General features: G+C 44.8%; 22 protein-coding genes and 1 other annotated feature. Of the genes, 12 read left to right on the top strand and 10 right to left on the bottom strand.

The genetic code is table 11. The features are described from left to right. Nucleotides 1-137: 137 nt before the first annotated feature. The 5 genes from K5609_RS09380 to K5609_RS09360 form a co-directional block, all read right to left on the bottom strand. Complete coding sequence (locus K5609_RS09380; protein ID WP_221076928.1) at nt 138-971, bottom strand: alpha/beta fold hydrolase; 834 nt, start codon at nt 969-971, stop codon at nt 138-140. 19 nt (nt 972-990) lie between these two features. Further along, complete coding sequence (locus K5609_RS09375) at nt 991-1,254, bottom strand: hypothetical protein (RefSeq protein ID WP_016401096.1); 264 nt, start codon at nt 1,252-1,254, stop codon at nt 991-993. A 16-nt stretch (nt 1,255-1,270) separates the two neighbouring features. Next, entirely contained in the window at nt 1,271-1,960 is a 690-nt protein-coding gene (gene tsaB, locus K5609_RS09370; RefSeq protein ID WP_221076927.1) for a tRNA (adenosine(37)-N6)-threonylcarbamoyltransferase complex dimerization subunit type 1 TsaB, read from the bottom strand. Continuing rightward, nucleotides 1,957-3,873 (bottom strand): DNA repair helicase YoaA, encoded by a 1,917-nt coding sequence (gene yoaA, locus K5609_RS09365; protein WP_221076926.1) that lies wholly within the window; start codon nt 3,871-3,873, stop codon nt 1,957-1,959. The genes tsaB and yoaA overlap by 4 nt, the downstream gene beginning before the upstream one ends. A 67-nt stretch (nt 3,874-3,940) precedes the next feature. Then, on the bottom strand, nt 3,941-4,156 hold the full coding sequence (locus K5609_RS09360) for a hypothetical protein (protein ID WP_221076925.1): 216 nt from the start codon (nt 4,154-4,156) through the stop codon (nt 3,941-3,943). A 191-nt stretch (nt 4,157-4,347) separates the two neighbouring features. Then, nucleotides 4,348-4,475: a sequence feature (His leader region), on the top strand. Between the two features lie 21 nt (nt 4,476-4,496). Here K5609_RS09360 and hisG point away from each other — a divergent pair. From hisG to hisIE, 8 genes are read left to right on the top strand one after another with little or no spacing between them, the layout of a single operon-like run. Further along, nucleotides 4,497-5,396 (top strand): ATP phosphoribosyltransferase, encoded by a 900-nt coding sequence (gene hisG, locus K5609_RS09355; RefSeq protein ID WP_221076924.1) that lies wholly within the window; start codon nt 4,497-4,499, stop codon nt 5,394-5,396. A gap of 5 nt (nt 5,397-5,401) precedes the next feature. Beyond that, nucleotides 5,402-6,688, top strand: a complete 1,287-nt coding sequence (hisD, locus tag K5609_RS09350; RefSeq protein ID WP_221076923.1) for a histidinol dehydrogenase — start codon at nt 5,402-5,404, stop codon at nt 6,686-6,688. A gap of 1 nt (nt 6,689) precedes the next feature. Then, entirely contained in the window at nt 6,690-7,748 is a 1,059-nt protein-coding gene (gene hisC / locus K5609_RS09345) for a histidinol-phosphate transaminase (RefSeq protein ID WP_221076922.1), read from the top strand. Next, nucleotides 7,749-8,825, top strand: a complete 1,077-nt coding sequence (gene hisB / locus K5609_RS09340; RefSeq protein ID WP_221076921.1) for a bifunctional histidinol-phosphatase/imidazoleglycerol-phosphate dehydratase HisB — start codon at nt 7,749-7,751, stop codon at nt 8,823-8,825. 28 nt (nt 8,826-8,853) lie between these two features. Further along, nucleotides 8,854-9,462, top strand: coding sequence for an imidazole glycerol phosphate synthase subunit HisH (gene hisH / locus K5609_RS09335; RefSeq protein WP_220721182.1), 609 nt, complete (start codon nt 8,854-8,856; stop codon nt 9,460-9,462). Nucleotides 9,463-9,465: 3 nt separating this feature from the next. Continuing rightward, nucleotides 9,466-10,218, top strand: a complete 753-nt coding sequence (hisA, locus tag K5609_RS09330) for a 1-(5-phosphoribosyl)-5-[(5-phosphoribosylamino)methylideneamino]imidazole-4-carboxamide isomerase (protein WP_221076920.1) — start codon at nt 9,466-9,468, stop codon at nt 10,216-10,218. Next, nucleotides 10,208-10,981, top strand: a complete 774-nt coding sequence (hisF, locus tag K5609_RS09325; protein ID WP_221076919.1) for an imidazole glycerol phosphate synthase subunit HisF — start codon at nt 10,208-10,210, stop codon at nt 10,979-10,981. Before hisA ends, hisF begins: the two co-directional genes overlap by 11 nt. Further along, the gene (hisIE, locus tag K5609_RS09320; protein ID WP_152782475.1) at nt 10,978-11,595 is read left to right on the top strand and encodes a bifunctional phosphoribosyl-AMP cyclohydrolase/phosphoribosyl-ATP diphosphatase HisIE; all 618 of its coding nucleotides are present in this window, start codon (nt 10,978-10,980) and stop codon (nt 11,593-11,595) included. Before hisF ends, hisIE begins: the two co-directional genes overlap by 4 nt. 208 nt (nt 11,596-11,803) lie before the next feature. Here the strand turns inward: hisIE and K5609_RS09315 are convergent, their stop codons facing one another. From K5609_RS09315 to K5609_RS09300, 4 genes are all read right to left on the bottom strand, one after another. Next, complete coding sequence (locus K5609_RS09315) at nt 11,804-13,225, bottom strand: GIY-YIG nuclease family protein (RefSeq protein ID WP_221076918.1); 1,422 nt, start codon at nt 13,223-13,225, stop codon at nt 11,804-11,806. Between the two features lie 1,028 nt (nt 13,226-14,253). Further along, the gene (locus K5609_RS09310) at nt 14,254-15,915 is read right to left on the bottom strand and encodes a SulP family inorganic anion transporter (RefSeq protein WP_246611994.1); all 1,662 of its coding nucleotides are present in this window, start codon (nt 15,913-15,915) and stop codon (nt 14,254-14,256) included. Nucleotides 15,916-16,161: 246 nt separating this feature from the next. Further along, nucleotides 16,162-16,593 (bottom strand): gamma-glutamylcyclotransferase family protein, encoded by a 432-nt coding sequence (locus K5609_RS09305; protein WP_221076916.1) that lies wholly within the window; start codon nt 16,591-16,593, stop codon nt 16,162-16,164. 13 nt (nt 16,594-16,606) lie between these two features. Continuing rightward, a complete protein-coding gene (locus tag K5609_RS09300; RefSeq protein WP_221076915.1) occupies nt 16,607-17,494 on the bottom strand; it encodes an AraC family transcriptional regulator in 888 nt (295 codons plus the stop codon). Between the two features lie 174 nt (nt 17,495-17,668). On the opposite strand from K5609_RS09300, the gene K5609_RS09295 reads away from it, so the two are divergent. After that, nucleotides 17,669-18,613, top strand: coding sequence for an SDR family oxidoreductase (locus tag K5609_RS09295; protein ID WP_221076914.1), 945 nt, complete (start codon nt 17,669-17,671; stop codon nt 18,611-18,613). 54 nt (nt 18,614-18,667) lie between these two features. Continuing rightward, nucleotides 18,668-19,036, top strand: a complete 369-nt coding sequence (locus K5609_RS09290) for a DUF4345 family protein (RefSeq protein ID WP_221076913.1) — start codon at nt 18,668-18,670, stop codon at nt 19,034-19,036. A gap of 60 nt (nt 19,037-19,096) precedes the next feature. Here the strand turns inward: K5609_RS09290 and K5609_RS09285 are convergent, their stop codons facing one another. Further along, nucleotides 19,097-19,945, bottom strand: a complete 849-nt coding sequence (locus K5609_RS09285) for an ATP-binding protein (protein WP_221076912.1) — start codon at nt 19,943-19,945, stop codon at nt 19,097-19,099. Between the two features lie 374 nt (nt 19,946-20,319). Between K5609_RS09285 and K5609_RS09280 the strand changes: the two genes are divergently transcribed. Together K5609_RS09280 and K5609_RS09275 are read left to right on the top strand one after the other, a co-directional pair. Next, nucleotides 20,320-20,661 carry a zinc ribbon domain-containing protein YjdM gene (locus tag K5609_RS09280; RefSeq protein ID WP_221076911.1) on the top strand — a complete coding sequence of 114 codons (342 nt, stop codon included), beginning with the start codon at nt 20,320-20,322 and terminating at the stop codon, nt 20,659-20,661. Nucleotides 20,662-20,746: 85 nt separating this feature from the next. After that, nucleotides 20,747-21,382: a GDSL-type esterase/lipase family protein gene (locus K5609_RS09275; RefSeq protein WP_221076910.1), complete on the top strand. Its 636-nt coding sequence runs from the start codon at nt 20,747-20,749 to the stop codon at nt 21,380-21,382. Nucleotides 21,383-21,387: the final 5 nt, after the last annotated feature.

Below are 21,387 nucleotides of genomic sequence, written 5' to 3'. Positions count from 1 at the left end.
TTTTATTATGCACTTGGCGACATTACTGGCCTTAGAGCTTTAGCTCTAAGATTTCAAACGATTGTTTCATACGGCGTTTAAAATAACAATATATTAACATTAAGCGTAGAGTGTAAGTTCAAAAACAGTGAAGTGCTTCAAACAATTGTTTTAATAAAGTCGTGAAGTAACTGAGCTGTAGCATGCGGATTTTGCATATGCAAGTGGTGACCACCACTTAGTAGTTGTGTTTGAATATTGTTAAACCATTGCTGGCGCAAGGCAATGTAATCTGGCTTAAGTAAAGGATGCTCACTTGCTGTTAGCAATAAACAAGGTGTTACAACTGCTTGGCAAATCTGTTTGGCTTGTTCTTCACTAAAACGTAAAGGTGAGCTAAGTTTTAGTTTTTCGTCATGCCGCCAATACCACAACCCTTCACACTGAATAGTAGCGCGCTCTACTAGTAAACGGCTATTTTCAGTGCTAATCGCGTTAGTTTTAGCTCGCAGGGCCACGGCATAATCTAGCTCTGCAAAACCTTTGGCGGGTTTTAGTTGCTGTCTTTGACGAATCGCTTTAGCTAAATGCGTAGACGTTTCATGGCTTGCCAAACTTAAAGGTCCAATGCCATCAATACATACTAAGCCACTAAGTTGCTCAGGAAATGCCGCAGCAAAGCAACTGGCCACGAGCGCTCCCAAAGAATGGCCTACTAAGATAACTGGTTTACTAAGGTTGAGCTCATTTAATGCAACATACACATCGTCTACGTAGTCAACAAAGTGATAATAATCTTGTCGGTGTGGCGAAAGGCCATGTCCAGGAAAGTCTAAAGCAATACAGTGACTAGTAGGTAGCTGGTGAATAACAGGAATGAAACTAGCAGCGTTGTCCATCCAACCATGCAACATTAATAAACAGTATGGGCTGTCGGTTGTTTGTTCTAGGTAAGCAAGTTTGCTTTTGGGAAGGCAGGATTCACTGAGCATGGATATGAGAAAAGCCGAGTTAGGCAAACAAGTCGATGCCGAACATTTCATTCACTTGTTGGCGCTTAAGTTGATTAGCAACATCTTGATAGTGAGACACAGCCTCTCCGCCACTGCCAATATTTTGGTCATAGCGGAGCTTCTCTACACTTTTTTCATCCATTACCGCCCATGGCACTACGCCTTTTGGCGCTTGAGTAGCGGTACTTAACTCGGTACTACTACTTGCCTGCTTAACTTTAGGCTGTTGCGGTATGGGCTGGCCAAGGCCCTGAATTTTCAAATTATTTATCCTTTAACTATTCTCTACCTGGAAGTTTTTTCCAAGTGACTTTATCTCGAAGATACACCGGTTCTGCGTTTTCGGCAGCAACAAGGTCGCCACGTTCAAAAGCATATTGAGCATAACTAAGCATATCTCGTGCCGCCGGGTATAACACCGAATCTAGTACGCTTACGCCAGAAAATTGACCACTCAATAGTTCTTTATAGGTTTGCCAACCTGTGCCAACCGCTGCGGCCTTATTAGCACTTGCTTCGAGTAGCTCAGGCTTAATCACTAACTCTTGGTCAACCAAGCGCATCAAACCTTGTTCTAAGTGATATTCACCCCAGTATACTTCGCCCATGCGTGCATCAATGGCTGCCAAGCAACGCTCTGAGGCATGATTAACATAAGCTTGCTGCGCCATGGCTTGCAACGTTGACACTGCAACCATCGGTTTATCTGCACCAAATGCCAAACCTTGCGCGGTAGCTACGCCAATACGTACACCGGTAAAACTACCTGGCCCGCGGCCAAAAGCAATGGCATCCAGTTGAGTTAAGCTTACACCTGCTTCCGCTAATATTTGCTCCACAAACGGCAAGATCTTTTGAGTGTGGTCGCGCGGGCTGTATTCTTGCTTGCTGATCACTTCACCCTTCCATTGCAAGGCAACAGAGCAGTTTTCGGTTGAAGTATCTAAAGCTAATATATTGGCTGTCATGTTTCCTCAGCGTCTTTTCTAACAAATTCCAGAACTTTTGATAGCTCTCTTGTGCGGGGCATAGCCGGTAAGCTACTAATAAATAAAGAGCCGTATTCGCGGTTTACTAGGCGATTGTCACAAATAATCACCACGCCGTGATCGGCCTGAGTTCGAATCAAACGCCCCACTCCTTGCTTCAAGCTTATAACAGCTTGCGGCAAATATACCTGACGAAAAGGATCTCCGCCACGCAAACGGCAATCTTCGCTTTTTGCTTTTAGTAAGGGATCATCGGGTGCAGCAAACGGTAACTTATCGATGATGACACACGACAAGGCCTTACCGGGTACATCTACGCCTTCCCAGAAAGTACTTGTTGCCACTAACACGGCGTTGCCATCTTCAACAAACTCGCTAAGCAACTCTTGTTTGCCAGCTTCCCCTTGCACTAATACCAATAACTCAGTGCGTTGCCTTAGCTCAGCGGCAACTTTTTGAATCATGCGATGACTGGTGCATAAAAAGAAACAACGGCCGCCGTTGGCTTCTATTACCGGGGCAAGCTGATCTAGCATCAGCTGCTCAGCATTATGCTGCTTCGTTTCTGGCAAGTAGCGTGGCACACAGAGTAAGGCTTGTTTTTGATAATCGAAAGGGCTGTCGAGCAGCATGCTGCTGGCATCTTTTAAACCCATTTGGGTTTGGAAATGCTGAAAGTTGCCATCAACCGCCAAAGTAGCTGAAGTAAATACCCAAGCGGCGTTGCGATCTTCTACTTCACTATTAAAGCGCTCTGCAATATTTAAGGGCGTAATGTTTAAGGTGAAATGCTGACGCGTCGTCTCGTACCAATAACTAAAACCAGTTTTATCTACGTCCATTACCTTGTCGAACAAACTGCGCATTTTAGCTAAACGTTCAAAACAAGCGTCAGCTAATTCACTGCGTGAAAGTGCCAGCTTGAGCACTTGATAAACAAAGTCCATGTCTTCACGTAAATCTTGCATCATCTCGCCAAAGCGTTTTTGTTTAGCAAGTGGACGCCATTCACCACGATCTCGCAAACCTTCAAAAGCGAGTCGGCATTGTCGAATGCGACGCTCTAGCTTTTGTGAGGCTTTTTGTAATTGCGCCATATCGCGAAGGTCAGTTTTATAACTCAAGTCAATATCGTTACATAAATCGAGGATCTGTCGGCTAGAGAAGTGCTGGCCAAAATAGCTGGCAGCAATGTCCGGTAACTGGTGTGCTTCATCAAAAATAAAGGCATCTGCTTCTGGAATCAGCTCACCAAAGCCCGTTTCTTTAACCACCATGTCAGCAAAAAATAAATGGTGATTCACTACAACCAAATCAGCTTCCATGGCGCGATTACGCGCTTTAACCAAATAGCACTCTTTATAAGATGGGCAATCTCTGCCAAGGCAATTGTCATTGGTGCTAGTTATAAGGGGGAATACATCTGCCCGCTCAGCCACCGGGCCTAAGTCGCTAATGTCGCCACTTTCTTCACCTTGTGCCCAACTTTTGATTTTGACTAGCTCCGCCAAGGTAGCTCGGTCTTGGCCACTGCTGTAGTGCGAAAAGCTGTTTAACCTTTCAATACATAAATAGTTGGCTCGCCCTTTTAGTAAGGCAATCGACTGATTGTACTTAAGGGCTTTTTGCATGCGTGGTAGGTCTTTAGTAAACAGCTGGTCTTGCAAGGCTTTACTACCGGTACTGATTACTATTTTTTTGCCGCTATCCATGGCTGGCACTAAATAAGCGAAGGTTTTACCGGTGCCGGTACCCGCTTCTACCAGCAAACTACCGCGATCGTCTATAGCCTGTGCTACTGCATTGGCCATTTCACCTTGTTGAGGACGAGGAGAGAAGCCATCAATGGCCTTGGAAAGTAATCCATCTTTGGCGAAATATTGCTGTTTCAATCTAAATTCCGGCAAGCAAAAGTCGCCGCAACTATACCAGCCGAATTAGCCGAGACCAAACTTAAAACTAAACAAACAAGTCAATGTTATGTGGGTCGTCGGGATCTGGCTTTTTTTTCTGCGCTTGCTGTTGGTCTTGACCAAATTTAGGCCGCACTTGTATATCATTGTGCGCGCTAGTTTTGCCCTTTTTAACCACTTTCGTCGTTTTAATAGGCGGCGCCTTACCGTCAGGCTTTGCAGGTGCCCTAGGCAAAATAGGTAGTATCGCATCTTGGCTCACAACTACAGCTCCTTTTATGGCTTCCTCTACTATATTATCGGTTAAATTTTAGACAACTTTAATCTATTCATAAAAAGGCGTTAAAAAAGGTTGCAATTTAGCGCTAGCTTGGTAACTTTATGCCCATTATTGCCATCAAGGCAAAACTCACGTTGACAGGAACGTTACATGATTTTTAACCAACTGAAGCATCATCACCACCATCATCCAGAATAAGCTTCAGGCGGTTATCTGCTGGAAGCTTGTAAGACGCTTCCGGTGGTAGAATATAACAATATTGCAAACCCCCGGAAGGTAATCCTCCCGGGGGTTTTTTAGTATTATAATTAGGGACATAAACATGACAGAGCAAAAACGACTACGCATCGCCATCCAAAAATCAGGACGTCTAAGCGATGACTCACAGGCACTATTAAAAAGCTGCGGAATGAAAATCAACCTCCGCCAACAACGCCTAATTGCCCACTCAGAAAACATGCCAGTAGATCTACTTCGTGTGCGCGATGACGATATCCCAGGCCTAGTAATGGACGGCGTGGTTGATTTCGGTATCGTTGGCGAAAACGTACTAGAAGAAGAAACCATGTTGCGCACCGCGCAAAATGAACCTACCGAATGTGACATTCTAAAACGCTTAGACTTTGGTGATTGCCGCTTCTCTTTAGCAGTAGCAGAAGAATTTGATTACACCGGTCCGCAATGTTTAGCCAACAAACGCATTGCCACTAGCTACCCAGGCATTCTTAAGCGCTACCTAGACGAGCAAGGCGTACCGTTTTCAACTTGTATGTTGGCAGGCTCGGTTGAAGTAGCCACTCGCGCTGGCTTAGCTGATGCAATTTGTGATTTGGTATCTACCGGCGCAACTTTAGAAGCAAACGGCCTTAAAGAAGTAGAAGTAATTTATCGCTCACAAGCAGTTTTAATTAAATCTAAAAACAAGCTTGGTGACGAGCACCAAGAGCTGTTAGATCGCTTGTTAATGCGTATGCAAGGCACCATGGAAGCGAAAGAAAGCAAATACATCATGCTACATGCGCCAAAAACACATCTTGACCAGATCGTTGACTTACTGCCAGGCAGTGAGCACCCAACAGTATTAGCGCTTGCCGGCGACGAAGATAAAGTAGCTCTGCATGTAGTAAGTACCGAGAACCTGTTCTGGGAAACCATGGAGAAGCTAAAAACCTTAGGTGCTAGCTCTATCCTAGTCATGCCAATCGAGAAGATGTTGAGATAACCACCATGCAAACGGTAATTTGGAAGCAACTTAATTCAGAGCAACGACTACAGGTGCTGTCCCGCCCTGCGGTTAATAGCTCAACCGACATTGCCGGAATTGTTGCCGATGTAGTAAGCCAAGTTCGTGAACAAGGCGACAAAGCCCTAATCGCTTTAGCGGCCAAGTTTGATAACACCGAACTTAGCGCTGTAAGAATATCTCAACAAGAGATAGAAGCAGCTGAGCAAGGTTTAAGTGAAGAATTTAAACAAGCTGTAGCGCAAGCCAAAGCTAACATTGAAGTTTTTCACCAAGCGCAAAAACCTCAGCCAATTAGCCTAGAAACCCAACCGGGGGTGCGTTGCGAAATGCACTACGCTGCCATTGGCAATGTGGGTTTATATGTGCCTGGTGGCACTGCGCCACTACCTTCAACGGTTTTAATGTTAGCCATTCCTGCTCGCATTGCTGGCTGCAAAAAAGTGGTATTAAGCTCTCCACCACCCATTGCGCCAGAAATCCTCTATACCGCTAAGCTATGTGGTGTAGAAGAAGTTTACGCTGCCGGTGGCGCGCAAGCGATTGCCGCGATGGCCTACGGCACCGAAAGTGTGTCTAAATCTGATAAGATTTTCGGCCCTGGTAACGCTTTTGTGACGCAAGCTAAGCAGCAAGTTAGCGGCGACCACGCTGGTGCCGCCATTGATATGCCAGCAGGCCCGTCTGAGGTGTTAGTTATCGCAGATGACAAAGCCAATCCAGCTTTTGTTGCTGCCGATTTACTCTCACAAGCCGAACACGGCCCAGATTCACAAGTCATTTTGGTGACAACTTCAGAGCAACAAGCCGAAGCGGTTAATCAAGAATTGGCTCGACAGTTAGCGCTGCTTAGTCGTAATAACATCGCCGACCAAGCTTTGTCACACAGTACTGCCATTGTAGTGAAGGACTTAGCCCAAGCAGTGCAAGTAAGTAACCTTTACGGCCCAGAGCACCTAATTGTTCAAACCGAGCAAGCGCGTGATTTATTGCCAACCATAGAAAACGCGGGAAGCGTATTTTTAGGTGAATGGACGCCAGAATCAGTAGGCGATTACGCCAGTGGCACCAACCACACCTTGCCTACTTACGGCTACACTCGCACCTACTCTAGCCTTGGCACCCTAGACTTTATGAAACGTTTCACGGTTCAAGAGTTAAGCCAACAAGGTCTAAAAGACTTAAGCCGTGCAGTAGTGCCTATAGCTAACGCAGAAGGGCTAGACGCTCACCGCAGAGCAGTCACTCTGCGCTTAGGCGAGGAGCAATAATATGTCGGTTACATTATTAGCCCGCAAAAAGATTCAGGCGCTAGTGCCCTACCAAAGTGCTCGCCGTATTGGCGGCAGTGGTGAAGTGTGGTTAAACGCCAACGAAAGCCCCGATGTTAGCGACTTTAGTTACGAAGGCGATGAGCTAAACCGCTATCCAGAGTTTCAACCAGAAGCTTTAATTAACGGTTACGCTGCTTATGCAGGCGTAGAGCCAAATCAAGTGTTGGCTAGCCGCGGCGCCGATGAGGCGATTGAAGTACTGATTCGCGCATTTTGTGAGCCGAACGAAGACAGCATTACCATTTGTGCCCCTACTTACGGCATGTATGCGGTAAGCGCCGAAACCATTGGTGTTGAGATAAAAACCGTTGCTCTAGATGCGAACTTTGATCCCGACTACGCGGCTCTGGCAAAAATAGACAGCAAAATTATTTTCTTATGTGCACCCAACAACCCAACAGGCAACATGCTAGATGAAGCCAAGTTGTGTGAGTTGTTAGAAGCACAAAAAGATAAAGCGCTAGTAGTAGTAGACGAAGCCTATATTGAGTTTTGCGAAGAGCTTAGCGTAGTTAAACTGCTTGGCGACTACGACAATTTGGTGATTACTCGTACCTTATCTAAAGCCTTCGCTTTAGCTGGCTTACGTTGTGGCTTTACCGTTGCAGGTCGTGAAGTGATTGAAGTAATGAGCAAAGTGATTGCCCCATACCCGATTGCCCGCCCAGTTGCCGAAATCGCAGCAAAAGCGCTAAACCAAGATGGCTTAAAAATTATGCGCGAGCGTGTTGCACGCTTAAACGCTATTCGTAGCCAAGCGGTTGAAGATTTAAGCCAACTTAATATTGTGCAAGAGATCTTCCCAGCTACCGGTAACTACATACTGGTGCGTTTCGATGATTCAGCCCGTGTATTTAAAATATTGGGCGAGCAAGGCATTGTACTGCGTGATTTTGCCAATAAGCCGCGGTTAGAAAACTGCATCCGCATTAGCATTGGCAACCAGCAAGAAGTGGCCGCCACCGTATCAGCAATTCAAGGATTGGAGCGAACTTAAGTGAGCCAAGTAAAACAAAAAATCTTATTTATCGACCGTGATGGCACCATGATCGACGAACCTATCACCGACAAACAGGTTGATAGCGTAGAAAAGGTAAAGTTAGAGCCACAAGTGATCCCAGTATTGCTTAAGCTACAAGCCAATGGCTACCGCTTAGTTATGGTAACCAACCAGGATGGTTTAGGTACCGACAGCTTCCCCGAAGCTGATTTCCACCTAGCTCAAAACTACATGATGGATATATTCGAATCACAAGGCATTAAGTTTGACGACGTACTGGTATGCCCGCACTTCGACGAAGATAACTGTAGCTGTCGCAAACCCAAGCTTGGCTTGGTAAAAGACTACCTAAAAAGTGGCGTGATTGATTTTGCCAACTCTTATGTGATTGGCGATCGCCACACCGACATGCAGCTAGCCGAAAACATGGGGCTAGAAGGCTTACAATATCAACGCGACGGACTTAACTGGTTAGCGATTGAAAAGCTGCTTACTCAACAAGGCCGCAAAGCCAAGGTTGAGCGCAACACTAAAGAAACCCAAATTAGTATCGCGGTTGATTTAGACAACGCAGGCGGCAGCCAAATTGATACTGGCCTTGGCTTTTTTGACCACATGTTGGATCAAATCGCTACCCACGGCGGTTTTCAGCTTAACTGTAAAGTTGTTGGCGATTACCATATCGACGACCACCACAGCGTAGAAGACACCGCCATTGCCCTTGGCCAAGCCCTTAAAGAAGCGCTAGGCGACAAACGTGGTATTGGTCGTTTTGGTTTTGTACTGCCGATGGACGAATGCCTAGCCCAATGTGCGCTAGATTTAAGCGGCCGCGCTCATCTAGAGTTTAAAGCCGACTTTACCCGCGATAACATTGGCGACTTTGCTACTGAAATGGTACCGCACTTCTTCCGCTCATTAAGCGACGCTATGGCCTGTACCTTACACCTAGAAACCACCGGCAAAAATACTCACCACATGGTAGAAGCCCTGTTTAAAGTATTTGGTCGTGCACTAGGTCAAGCCATTGTTAAATCGGGCGATGCAATGCCTAGCAGTAAAGGCACACTATAAGCGCCTGCTTTAAAGGATAAGAGCAAACATGAACGTAATTATTGATACAGGATGTGCCAACTTATCTTCGGTAAAATTTGCCGTAGAGCGTTTGGGCTTTCCAGTAACAGTGAGCCGCGATCCACAGGTGATTTTAGCGGCCGATAAACTGTTTCTACCCGGCGTGGGCACCGCCACCGAGGCGATGCAAAACCTAGCGGACCGCGAGCTTATCGACTTAGTAAAACAAGTTAAAAAGCCGCTGTTAGGTATTTGTTTAGGCATGCAAATGCTAGCCGAATTCTCTATCGAAGGCGGCGCTAAACAAGCCGACGAGCCAGTCCCCTGCTTAGGTTTAGTGCCTGGCACCGTAAGCTTAATGCAACCGCAACAAGGGCAACGCCTGCCCCACATGGGTTGGAATCAAATTCAACCTAAAGCCGGTCATCCACTGTTTAAAGGCATTGAAGCCGGCAGCTACTTCTACTTCGTACACAGCTACGCCCTGCCAGTAAACGCTGCCACAATTGCCGAATGTGATTATGGCAACGCCTTTACTGCCGCAGTAAACAAAGACAATTTTTACGGGGTGCAATTTCACCCAGAACGTAGCGGCCAAGCCGGTGCACAACTAATCAAAAACTTCTTGGAGATGTAACACATGATCATTCCTGCTTTAGATTTAATCGACGGAAAGATTGTGCGTTTGTTCCAAGGTGATTACGCACAAAAAACCATTTATGGTGATGACCCACAAGCGCAGTTTTCTGAGTACCACAGCCAAGGAGCTGATTGGTTACACTTGGTTGATTTAGACGGCGCCAAAGATACCAGCGCTCGCCAATTAGATGTGATAGCCCAGTTACTTAAAAACACCCCAGCTAAAATTCAAATTGGTGGCGGTGTACGTAGCGAGCAAGATGTAAAAGACTTGCTCGACGCAGGTGCAGAGCGTGTAGTAATTGGCTCTACCGCAGTAAAGCAGCCTGAAGTGGTTGCCAAGTGGATGGAAAAATACGGCGCCGAGCACATTGTACTGGCGCTTGATATTAACATCGACGAGCAAGGCAATAAGGTAGTAGCGGTATCTGGCTGGCAAGAAGACAGTGGCGTAACCATTGAAGAGCTAGTGGCTATTTACGCGCCTGTTGGCCTAAAGCACGTATTGTGTACCGACATTTCTAAAGATGGCACGCTAGAAGGCTCAAACGTAAGTTTGTATCGCGAGCTATGTGCGCAATACCCAGATATCCACTGGCAAAGCTCTGGCGGCATTGGCGATTTAAACGACATTGCAGCACTTACCGATACCGGCGTAGCTGGCGTAATTGTTGGCCGCGCATTGTTAGAAGGTAAATTCAACGTAGAGCAAGCCATCGCCTGCTGGCAGCAAGGAGGCAACAATGCTAGCTAAACGAATTATTCCCTGCCTAGACGTAAAAGACGGCATGGTAGTAAAAGGCGTTAAGTTTCGTAATCACGAAATTATTGGCGACATAGTTCCGCTAGCCAAACGCTACGCTGAAGAAGGCGCAGACGAACTCGTTTTTTACGATATTACCGCCAGCTCAGACGAGCGCGTAGTGGATAAAAGCTGGGTAAGCCGCGTAGCGGAAGTTATCGATATTCCGTTTTGTGTTGCCGGTGGTATTAAAACCATTGAGGATGCCAATCGTACTTTGCAAAATGGCGCTGATAAAATCTCTATCAACTCCCCTGCTTTAGCCGACCCTAGTTTAATTACTAAGCTTGCCGACAAGTTTGGCGTGCAGTGCATCGTAGTAGGCATCGATTCCTACTACTGCGACGAAACAAGCCAATACCAAGTTAAGCAGTTTACTGGCGACGAAAAACGCACCGTAACCACTACGTGGAATACCTTTGATTGGGTGAAAGAAGTGCAAAAACGTGGCGCGGGTGAAATAGTACTAAACGTTATGAACCAAGATGGCGTTCGCCAAGGTTACGATTTAGAACAACTAAGCCGAGTACGCGAGATTTGTAATGTGCCTTTAATTGCCTCTGGCGGCGCAGGCGAAATGCAGCACTTTAAAGATGCATTCAAAATTTCCGACGTAGACGGTGCATTGGCTGCTAGCGTATTCCATAAAAGCATTATTGATATTGGCGAATTGAAGCAATATCTCAAACAACAAGAGGTGGCAATTCGACTATGAGCCAGTTTGAAGAACTAAACCAAAAGATTAACTGGGACAAAGTCGAAGGCTTAATCCCTGCCGTGGTTCAGAACGACCACAGTGGCCAAGTATTAATGCTAGGTTACATGAACAGTGATGCCCTAGCTAAAACCTTAGACACCGAGCAAGTAACCTTCTTTAGCCGCACTAAGCAGCGCCTATGGACCAAAGGTGAAACCTCAGGCAACGTATTAAAGCTTAAAGGCATTACCCTTGATTGCGACCAAGACACGCTGCTAGTAGCGGTTGACCCAATTGGCCCAACTTGCCACCTTGGTAACCCAAGCTGCTTCGACGGCCACCAAGAGCCAAAGCTGACCTTTATCGCCCAACTACAAGCAGTATTGGCCGAGCGTAAGTTAGCCGATCCAGAAGAAAGCTACACCGCTAGCCTATTCGCCCGCGGCACCAAACGCATTTGCCAAAAAGTGGGTGAAGAAGGTGTAGAGGTAGCCCTAGCAGCCATGGCTAACGACCGCGAAGAGTTAGTGAACGAAAGCTCAGATTTGTTGTATCACCTACTAGTATTGCTAGAAAAACAAGAAGTGGGTTTTGACGAAGTAGTAGCTTGTTTGCAGGCAAGGCATAAGTAAAGCTTAAGACCTTCAGACCAAATAAAAAAACCAGCGTAATGCTGGTTTTTTTACGACATCTAAAAATAGCGACTAACTCATTTTTGGACAGATAAAAGGTAAGGAGATGGGAATTAACGCTTTGCTCAGCGGTGAGTTGAACTGTCACTTTTTGTGCGTTTTTTTTGCACAAAAAGTGACAGTTTGACGAGTCCGTTGCAGCAACTTGTTACATGCACTCTTCAACCAATTTCTCTTTATCCAAGCTATCCTCAAGCTTTATAGACTGGTAATATTCATCAGCACTCGCCACTTTATTTATTAGAGCATTAATATCTAATTTTTGAAGTTCTTGCTCAATCTCATCTAGATTGACATTAAAGTATTCTTTTCTGCGATTTACTTTGTTAACACGCTTGTTGTCGAAAATCTTATGTAAGGTCGATTCTAAGTTCGGAGCATCATCAGATTCAATTAACGCATGAACATCAAATGTAAACGGAACACTAGCGTCACCAAGCTCTTTAACTCGATCCATAGGTTCCATTCTTCTAGTCATGCCAATTTTTAGAACATCCTCTCCAAAGCTACCAATATTAGATATAACGTATACATGACCTTGCTTTGTTTCTTGCGCTCGACTTTTAGCTCTTTCGAATTTTTGATGAGCTTCTTCAAGCTCTGCTTTAAGTCTATCTAGCTCTTCTTGATATATTGCTCTTTCAGCATCAGATTTTTCAGACATCTTCATTTCAAGCTCTGCAATAGCCTCGCTTTTAATGCGTTCCTCTTTTTCTGCTTCTTTCTGAATTCTCTCAGCTTCTTGCCTCGCCTTCTTCTCTTCTCTTTCTTGCTCTCTTAACTCTCTCTGTTCTTCTTTGGCAATTTGCTTGGCCTTTTTAAAATGAATCTCAATTTCCAACCTTTTGATGAGTAGTGCTTTGAATTCTCCATTGATGGTAGCTCTGCTATCGATGCATTTTATTAATGCTTCTGTTGCGATAATAGATTCTGCCAACTTTTCTAAAGCTTGATGCCCATTATTTGCATTAGTCTTAGTACAAAGCATTTCCACTGTTGTTAGTAGCAACGCTCCAGCCATGTCTGCTTTAGCAGAAATTGATACAAACTTACCGATATTGACATTTGAGTTACTTCCTCTAACTCCATCAATCGCATTAACAGCTAACTTTTTTAATATAGCCTTCACTTCTTTTCTATCTTCTTGATACGTTTGGCTTGAAAGAAGGTCTTCTTCAGTTAATAGTTCGATATCTGCGGCATGAGAGCAGCTCTTATCGGTAATATCTTCGATAATAGCTCTAGATTGTTTAAGACGAGAAGTTATTTCTTTATCTGCTATTTTTAAACGCTCAATTCTTTCATGGAAAGGGATTACGCCTTGTTCGGCTTCTTCTAGCAACCCTCTTTTCCTGCTTTCTGCTTCATCTAACAAATCTTTTTTCTTTTGTTCGGCAGATTTAACAAGGCTAGTAGCTTTATTTTGATTTTGAGAAAGGAGCTCTTCAGCCTCTTTCGTTGCTTCAGAAAGAATTGATTTACGCTTCTTTAAAGTAAAAATTATTGAAGATATACCAATTAGGCAAAGTATGACTCCTGCTATTAGTATATTTTGATCTATTGCTTCCATAACTTCCGTTTCCTATTTCTATAATTCTTAGCTTAACTCTACAGAGCATGTAACAACTTATTAAGAGGAAAAATTCCTTGTTTAAACACGGAATTTTTCCTCTTATCATACATCTTATAAAATCAAGGTTATCACCTTTCCTAAGCAATATCAGCCACCTAGCTCTAAAAATAACAAAAACATCAGCATGAAAGTATGCAATCACATGCAGAAAGTAGGAATTGCAACAGTACTGTATAAAATCACAGAACTTTGTCCACTAAAAGTAGAAAAATTAAGGGTACATAGGTTTATTAAGAGTAGTTTTGAGGGAGCGTTAACACGTAACGGGGCAAAAACGTTTCACACACTCGATAGCCAAGACTGTGCTTTCAATCCCATCATCTTCGCCGAGTAGCGCAAATGAACAAGGGATCAGAGTTGAAGTCTGTTTGAGCGTAGCGAGTTACTTCAACTCCCTTGTGAATGCGCAACGGAGGGTCTAAGAAGATGCAGGGCGAGTTTTCTTTTTGCTTCGTTTTTCTTTGCTCGTCAAAGAAAAATGACGTCGCCGCAGGCGAAAGCCTTTACTCTATAGCTAACACATAAAGGGGAAAAAACATTTCATACATTCGACAGCCAAGATAGCGCTTTGCAATCCCATCATCTTTGCCGAGTAGCGCAAATGAACAAGGGAGCAGAGTTGAAGTTTGTTTGAGCGTAGTGAGTTACTTCAACTCCTTTGTGAATGCGCAACGGAGGACCTACGAAGATGCAGGGCGAGTTTTCTTTTTGCTTAGCTAAGCTTTGCTCGTTAGAGCTTAATGACGTCGCCGCAGGCGAAAGCTTTAACACTATATCTAACACATAAAGGTGCAGAAACGCCTTAGAGCTTCGATATCAACAAGCTTAATGTCTCAAAGCCAATTTAGCCGAGAGTCGCCCAATCTAAATATAACATCGGTAAGTTGCGCAATTACCAAACAAAAGGCCGCGCTGGAAAGCTAAATTCCAGCGCGGCTTTTTAAGATATACACCTATATTAGTCTTTAAATAGCAGAACCTTGTTGAACAACTTCAGACTCAGCATTTATACGCTGCACCACTGCTAGCCCTTTTTCTAAGGCTTCAGTGCGGCTATCTACGATATGATCTTCATCTATCCAATCGCGGATTTGGATCTTCTCTAGCTGGTGCATGGTTTGCTCGTTAGGGCTGTAGAGGAACACTTCACAGCCAGCATCTAAGGCATCACGCATGGCATTTTCCAGCGCCAGCGCCACGGTCACATCAATCATCGGCACTGCGCTCAGATCTAGCACCATTACTTTGTATTGCTCAACCGCTGCGTGTTGTCTGGCAATGGCTTTTGATACACCAAAAATCATTGGCCCTGAGAGGTAGAAAAACAATAGCTGACCTTTGGCTTGGTCTAACAACTGCCGTTCTGAATCTTCAAGTGGCACACCGTCGTCGGCATCAGATATCGCTTTTACATTTTTCTCCTGAACTCGGCTCAGCTTTTCGATAGTAATTACGTTGGCTAAGAATACTCCAATGCCTACCGCGTAGATTAAATCGACAAAAACGGTAAGAAACAGCACACCATACATGATGCAAGTAGGCACTAAAGATACTCGGTGGGCGCGTTTGATGAAGCTCCAATCGAGAATATTAAGGCCAACATACATGGCAATACCCGCGAGAACAGCTAATGGAATTGGCTGGGTAAGCGGCGCTAGCCAAAGCACCACTAACAGCAAGATAATCGCGCGCACAATGCCAGATAGCGGAGAGCTTCCGCCCACCTGAACATTTACCACAGTTCCCATAGTCGCGCCTGCGCCAGGTAAGCCACCAAACAGGCCTGAAACCGTATTTGCGATGCCCTGCCCCATTAGCTCTCGGTTAGAGTCATGTTCTTTGCGGGTTAAGCTATCGGCAATTACTGCGGTAAGTAGCGTATCGATACAACCTAGAGTGCCTAGCACTAAGGCATCAACCAGCATTTCGCTAAGCAGGCCCCAAGTAAAAGTGGGCCAAATAATCGATGGTAGGCCACTTGGGATCTCTCCAATACGGCGAATACCCTCGTCACTAAAGAGCAGCATCGACACTAACGTAACCGCCACCAGCGCGACCAATTGAGGAGGGATTATTTTTTTGTATTTATTAGGCATGAACAAGAGCGCGCCTAAGGTCATCAGCCCTAGTAGGAACTCGCCAAAGTGCATGTTTCGAATTAAGTCGGGAATCGCCTGTAAGGTACCTAAGGCTCCACCTGCGGGAGTAGACTGGCCTAAAAAGGGCGCCAATTGGAGGATGACCAGAATGACACCCACGCCAGACATAAAGCCAGAAATAACACTATAAGGCATCAAGGTAATGTATTTACCTAGCTTAAGGGCGCCAAGAGCGATTTGGAATAGCCCGGCCATCATCACCACGGTAAATGCCATGGCGGGCCCGTTTTCAGGGTGCTTGGCTATCATGGTGGTAAGTACCGCCGCCATTACTACGGTCATCGGGCCGGTTGGCTCCGAGATCAAGGTGCGCGAACCGCCAAATAACGCGGCAAACAAGCCGACTAAAATGGCGCCCCAAAGACCCGCTTGAGGTCCTGCTCCCGATGCAACACCAAACGCTAAAGCCATTGGTAGTGAGACGATAGCAGTGGTAACACCACCAAACAAATCGCCCTTAATGTTCATTGATTCAAACTTACCCTTAACCAAACCGCTACTCCTTTTGCTTGGACGCCCCAATTGTATTGAATTCTTTTGGAATTAAAACACTGAATATAGTGCGGTTATTAATTATTTCTCTTACGCTTTACAGAGGCTAAGCGGTAGATTGCCGTTAAAACTGGCGACTACAGCAGCTTGCATCAAAGCCAATACTTGCAAACATCAAGTGATAAAAACTAGAACGAGTCATCTTCCCAATAAAGAAAGCACCTAACAACTTACTAATTTCTCTCTGCTTCGATATAAATCGGCATGCTCCAACAGGTATTCCCCGTGTAATTCAAGCCTAATGTCTGCTGTTTCAGCCATCTCTGGCGGCTTGCCATATACAATGGCGGCTAACTCTTTTCCTGATGTCACACATTCCACTTGAACGCTGAACTTTTGATATCCATCTGGCTCATGTACACGCTCTAAGTTGTCCATTTCTGCTAGTACTTGGTCCGAGACTAAGAAAACTTGCCCTTTCACCGGCTGGCCTTTGCCCTTATCAAGCACTAACCACGGCGAGTAACGGCTACCCACCAAATACAAAGGGTAACTTTCTTTGCTTACATAATCAGAGCCATGGCGAATGCCTTGGTTAAATTTAAAATTTGGGAAGCCTTGTTTTAGCGTGCCAAACACAAACACTTTGTGCATATTTTTATCGTCCTTAAGCAATATTCTCTATGAGGCCTTTGGACTGGCTCCACTGTTTAGGAGATTGCCCATACATCCTTTTAAACTCCCGACTAAATTGAGATGAGCTGACATAACCAACCGCCATTGCCGCTTCACTGACATTATTACCTGCGGCAATTTTCATAGCGGCTTGATTCAAGCGCATCGACTTCATAAATTGAATCGGCGACATCATCGTTGCTTGTTTAAACTTACGGTGAAATACCGCTCTGCTCATGCTAACTTGAGAAGCAAGCTGGTCAATGGTGACATTTTCGCTAAGACGCTTAGATAAGTACTCAATAGAGCGAGCAATTTCGTTCCCAACCCCAAAAGCTCGCCGCGCCGAGATGCCCGCTTCACCTTTTAACACCGCATAATAAAACTCACGTAAACGGCTAGCGCCTAAAATAGCACTGTCCCTCGGGTTATCGCCCAATTGTAGTAGCCTTAATAGGGCATCAGAGAAGTTGTCATCCCAATTTGCTAGCGATAGGCCTTGCGCGCTATTTTTAGGATGCTTTATCACCGCTGCTGAGCTTTCCATTTCAATGGCTAGCTCGGTCATTACTCTTGTATCGAGAGAAATGTACACACCGAGCAAAGGCTCTTCTGGCGAGGCTTCTGGTGTACCCGCTTCTACTGGCATAGACATGGTGCAACACAAGTATTGGCTATTATCGTAGACATAATGATGGCCCTCGATTATCGCCTCTTTTTTACCACTGACAATAACCACAACTGTCGGCTCATAAACCGCTGGAGCACAAGGGATAGCAGTGGTCACTTTAAACAGATGAACGCCTTTTACTCCTGTCTCAACCATTCCTTCATCGCTGATGCGACTTTCTATCAGCTGTTTTATTTTTTGCCTAAACATATCATCCCCCAAGAACCACATTTGATACTAATAGGCAAATTTTAGCGCCAAATGCGCCTACTAAATACACACAGTGAGAGTTAAAGTCATTCCCAAGCAAAGATACTACGACAAATAAGGTAGTGCAATTAACTTTCGTTGCACTCTCCGAAGACTGAATCAAGAGGTTAGTAAATGACAACTAAGCAACTTACCACTAAAGCTTGGACACCAGAGCAGATTGGCTCTCTAACAGGAAAAACCTACGTAATTACTGGCGCCAACAGCGGTGCAGGATTTGAAGCCTCTCGCATCTTGCTGTCTAAAGGCGCAAAGGTAGTAATGTTAAATCGAAACCCTGTTAAATCTGTGGCAGCCATAGAAGAGTTAAAAGCCCAGCTGGGTAGCGATATTGATCTTAGCTGGATTCAAATGGATTTGGCTGAACTTGACTCGGTTAGGCGCGCAGCTAAACAATTACTAGAGTGCACCAGCAGCATTGAAGCGCTTATTTGTAACGGCGCGATTGCGCAAGTTGCCAAACAACAATTCACTAAAGACGGCTTTGAAAGCCAATTAGGTGTTAATCATTTTGGCCACTTTCTTCTGTGTGGCTTGTTATTTGAACAAATAGAGGCATCTCAAGGGCGCATTGTGATAGTAGGCAGTAACGCCTACAAAATGGGCTTAAAGAAAATTCAATTTGACGATTTTAACTTCGATGCTAATTACACGGCATGGAACTCTTATGCCCAAAGTAAGCTCGCGCAGATGATGTTTGGCTATGAGCTGCAGCGACGAATTAAAGCCTCAGGTAAGCAAGTGCAAGTACATGTTTGTCACCCAGGCGCGTCGAGAACTAACTTACTAAAAGACACAGCTAGCACGTTTAACAAAATACTCTGGGTAGTACTGTCTAAGCTAATTGCGCAATCTGCCGAAAAAGGCGCATGGCCAGAGGTAATGTGTGCCACCAAACAAGGCCTAGAGACAAACAAACTCTATGGCCCAACCAAACGCGCCGATACCGTTGGCCCGGTGGGTGAATGTTTATTAGATGAGGTAGCACTTGACCATCAAATGGCTCAGCAACTTTGGCAGTTATCTGAAGAAAATACCTCGTTTAACTGGAAGCTATAAGCTTGACTAAAATCGACCAAGTTTAAGTCATACTTAGCCCCAAAGGAGCAAAAAATGATAGAAACTAGCTTATTGTTACGAGGCATTGGCATCGTATTGATCATTGCCGGCATTGTACTGGTATCTAATCCAGAATTAGTCAGTAACAAGACAATTCCCGACAATACCTTTGATGCGATTGAACGCAGAATTTGGTGGGGCCTGTTAATTGGTTTTGGTTGTTTACTGATGTTTCATCATCAATTTCAGCCTTGGGTGACAAGCCTTGCCGCTACTAGCGCATCACTAATGTTTGGCCTACTTGTGGCAAGACTTATAGGAATAATGCTAGACGGTTCGGTAACAAAACAATGGTTATATGTAGGCTTAGAGTTAGTATTGTTGGCGCCATTGGTGTGGTGGTACCTTCGCGTTCGCGCATAACAAAGCCAGAGACCCGATTTATGGCGGGTCTGGCTTGTTAAGTATACAGCTCACGCTAAATCAAAGTGCTTTAGTGGCAACCACCTCTCCTACCTTATTGATGGTTATTTCAACACTATCTAAGGGTTGCTTTAGCTTAGCTAAGGCATTTTTCACCCACTTAGAGAGCCCACCACAGCAAGGCACTTCCATTCTCAAAATAGTCAGGCTTTTAAGTTGACCATAGCGAATAAGCATATTGAGTTTTTCCACATAAGCGTCTTGGTTTTCATCCAGTTTTGGGCAAGCAATAAGTAGCTTTTTTCCGTCTAAATAGCTGCTGTGAAAATCGGCTGCGGCAAACGCGCTACAATCGGCAGCGAGTAATAAGTCCGCGCCCACAAAAACGGGATTGGCGCTGTTAATAAGATGTAATTGTATGGGCCAATGGCTTAAGGCGCTAATGGGCGCACTACTATCACTTGATACTTGGTTTGGCTCACCTTTCTCTCGAACAAGTACCCGCTCTTTTTTACCGGGGCAGCCTGTAGTTGAGGCCTCATCGGATACTTGTTTATGCGAGGGCACCTCAATACCCTGCTCCGCCAATACCTGTAAAGCGATTTGGTAATAATCAAACTCTTGATGCTCTAGCATATGCTCTAAATGGGCTTTAATTACATTTGGCCCACCTTGTATGATGTTTTCCATGACTTTTCGTTCGTCATAAGCGCTAGCTTCACGCTTTACCACAGTCATTGCGCCTGTGGGACAATGTCCCAAACAAGCACCTAGGCCATCACACATTAAGTCGCTAATTAGGCGAGCTTTTTGGTCGATGATTTGCAAGGCACCTTCATGGCAAGCAGGCACACATTGACCACACCCGTCGCATAGCGCTTCATCTATTTCTATTATCTCGCGTAACATAGCTTCTCCACATTTTCTGCTTATTGAAAGTTAGGCTGCAATATCAAAGCCAGTGGAAAACCAAACTTAAGTGGCTGATATTTGGTTAAAACTCAAAGAGAGATGAAATGAAGCAAACAAGTAAATGTAAGCTTTGTGCTAAGTGCGACAGTTTTAAACTACATACTTGGAATATGTTGAAAGGCCATCCAAGGGTGAAAATTTACTCGGATACACTCATTACCCGCAGCAATCTTAGCTAAGCGCTAGCTGGCAGAGTCATTCTTACTTATAATGCCCCTACAAATATTAGGTACTAGTTTACTAGTACTGCTATGGCTTAAAGCGTTACCTTCGCTTTGCCACCATAAACTAAAGATTAAAGAGAAAATATCATGAGCGATCTGCCTCCATGCCCAGAATGTGAATCAGCCTATGTATACCAAGATGGTTCACTACTTATTTGCCCTGAATGCGCGCATGAGTGGAACCCTAACGAAGTAGTTGTTGACCCTGATGCCATTGTACTTAAAGACGCTGTAGGCAATTTACTGGCAGAAGACGATAAAGTTACCCTGATTAAAGACCTAAAAGTGAAAGGGTCGTCGTTAGTGCTAAAAGTAGGTACTAAAGCGGTAATTAAACGCTTTGTAGATGCTGATCATGACATCGACTGTAAGGTAGATGGTCACGGCCACATGATGCTTAAATCTAAATTTGTTAGAAAACAAAGCTAAGTGAACTCAGTTCTATCGCTAAATAGAAACCTGCACTAGCAGGTTTTTTTATACTCTTTAGCCACACAACAATAAGGAACACACTTTGGCAATCAATAAAGTACTGTGTTTTGGCGACTCTAATACTTGGGGTTACTCCCCTACTACTGGGCAACGTATGCCAGCCAACTCTCGTTGGCCGGGGGTTATGGGCAACTTGCTTGGCGAGGCTTACCAAATTATTGAAGATGGGCAACCCGGCAGAACCACCTATCCCAGTTCATCAAGTTTTGGTTTAAGCAGCGGCATAAATGCCTTATTGCGAGACACCCAAAAGCACCAGCCAGACTGCTTAGTATTGATGTTAGGCACTAATGATTTTTATCCAGAATTTCAACTTGCAGTAGAGCAGATAAGTGACAACCTTGAGCGAATGCTTGTTGAGCTAGACCAGCACTCTGTAAACCAAGGAATAACAAGCCCCAAGGTGTTGTTAGTTGCTCCACCAGCAATAGATGAAACAGGCCCTTTCGGTCAGCACTTTAAAGGCTCGCAAGCTAAGTCTCAGCAACTTGCTGGCTTACTCGAAGCTAAAGCAAAAAAGCTTAGCTGCGCGTTTTTTGATGTAAATAGCATTATTAAACTTGAACAACAAGACGGCGTTCATTTAAGCCCTGAGCAACATAAGCAACTTGCTGAAGCGCTTGCGGCAAAACTGGCGTTTATCTGCCAGCAAGCGTAACTAAA

It is taken from the genome of Agarivorans aestuarii (genome assembly GCF_019670125.1).
Classification (GTDB): Bacteria; Pseudomonadota; Gammaproteobacteria; order Enterobacterales; family Celerinatantimonadaceae; genus Agarivorans; species Agarivorans aestuarii.
This window is presented reverse-complemented; position numbering and strand designations above follow the sequence as displayed.

Excerpts from the sequence above, each read along its gene's own strand:
- K5609_RS09305 (WP_221076916.1), bottom strand. The coding sequence starts at position 16,593 with ATGCACAAAGTGTTTGTGTTTGGCACGCTAAAACAAGGCTTCCCAAAT.
- K5609_RS09285 (WP_221076912.1), bottom strand. The coding sequence starts at position 19,945 with ATGTTACGCGAGATAATAGAAATAGATGAAGCGCTATGCGACGGGTGT.
- tsaB (WP_221076927.1), bottom strand. The coding sequence starts at position 1,960 with ATGACAGCCAATATATTAGCTTTAGATACTTCAACCGAAAACTGCTCT.
- K5609_RS09290 (WP_221076913.1), top strand. The coding sequence starts at position 18,668 with ATGATAGAAACTAGCTTATTGTTACGAGGCATTGGCATCGTATTGATC.
- K5609_RS09315 (WP_221076918.1), bottom strand. The coding sequence starts at position 13,225 with ATGGAAGCAATAGATCAAAATATACTAATAGCAGGAGTCATACTTTGC.
- hisF (WP_221076919.1), top strand. The coding sequence starts at position 10,208 with ATGCTAGCTAAACGAATTATTCCCTGCCTAGACGTAAAAGACGGCATG.
- K5609_RS09380 (WP_221076928.1), bottom strand. The coding sequence starts at position 971 with ATGCTCAGTGAATCCTGCCTTCCCAAAAGCAAACTTGCTTACCTAGAA.
- hisG (WP_221076924.1), top strand. The coding sequence starts at position 4,497 with ATGACAGAGCAAAAACGACTACGCATCGCCATCCAAAAATCAGGACGT.
- hisA (WP_221076920.1), top strand. The coding sequence starts at position 9,466 with ATGATCATTCCTGCTTTAGATTTAATCGACGGAAAGATTGTGCGTTTG.
- K5609_RS09280 (WP_221076911.1), top strand. The coding sequence starts at position 20,320 with ATGAGCGATCTGCCTCCATGCCCAGAATGTGAATCAGCCTATGTATAC.
- hisIE (WP_152782475.1), top strand. The coding sequence starts at position 10,978 with ATGAGCCAGTTTGAAGAACTAAACCAAAAGATTAACTGGGACAAAGTC.
- hisD (WP_221076923.1), top strand. The coding sequence starts at position 5,402 with ATGCAAACGGTAATTTGGAAGCAACTTAATTCAGAGCAACGACTACAG.
- K5609_RS09310 (WP_246611994.1), bottom strand. The coding sequence starts at position 15,915 with ATGAACATTAAGGGCGATTTGTTTGGTGGTGTTACCACTGCTATCGTC.
- hisC (WP_221076922.1), top strand. The coding sequence starts at position 6,690 with ATGTCGGTTACATTATTAGCCCGCAAAAAGATTCAGGCGCTAGTGCCC.
- K5609_RS09295 (WP_221076914.1), top strand. The coding sequence starts at position 17,669 with ATGACAACTAAGCAACTTACCACTAAAGCTTGGACACCAGAGCAGATT.
- hisH (WP_220721182.1), top strand. The coding sequence starts at position 8,854 with ATGAACGTAATTATTGATACAGGATGTGCCAACTTATCTTCGGTAAAA.
- K5609_RS09300 (WP_221076915.1), bottom strand. The coding sequence starts at position 17,494 with ATGTTTAGGCAAAAAATAAAACAGCTGATAGAAAGTCGCATCAGCGAT.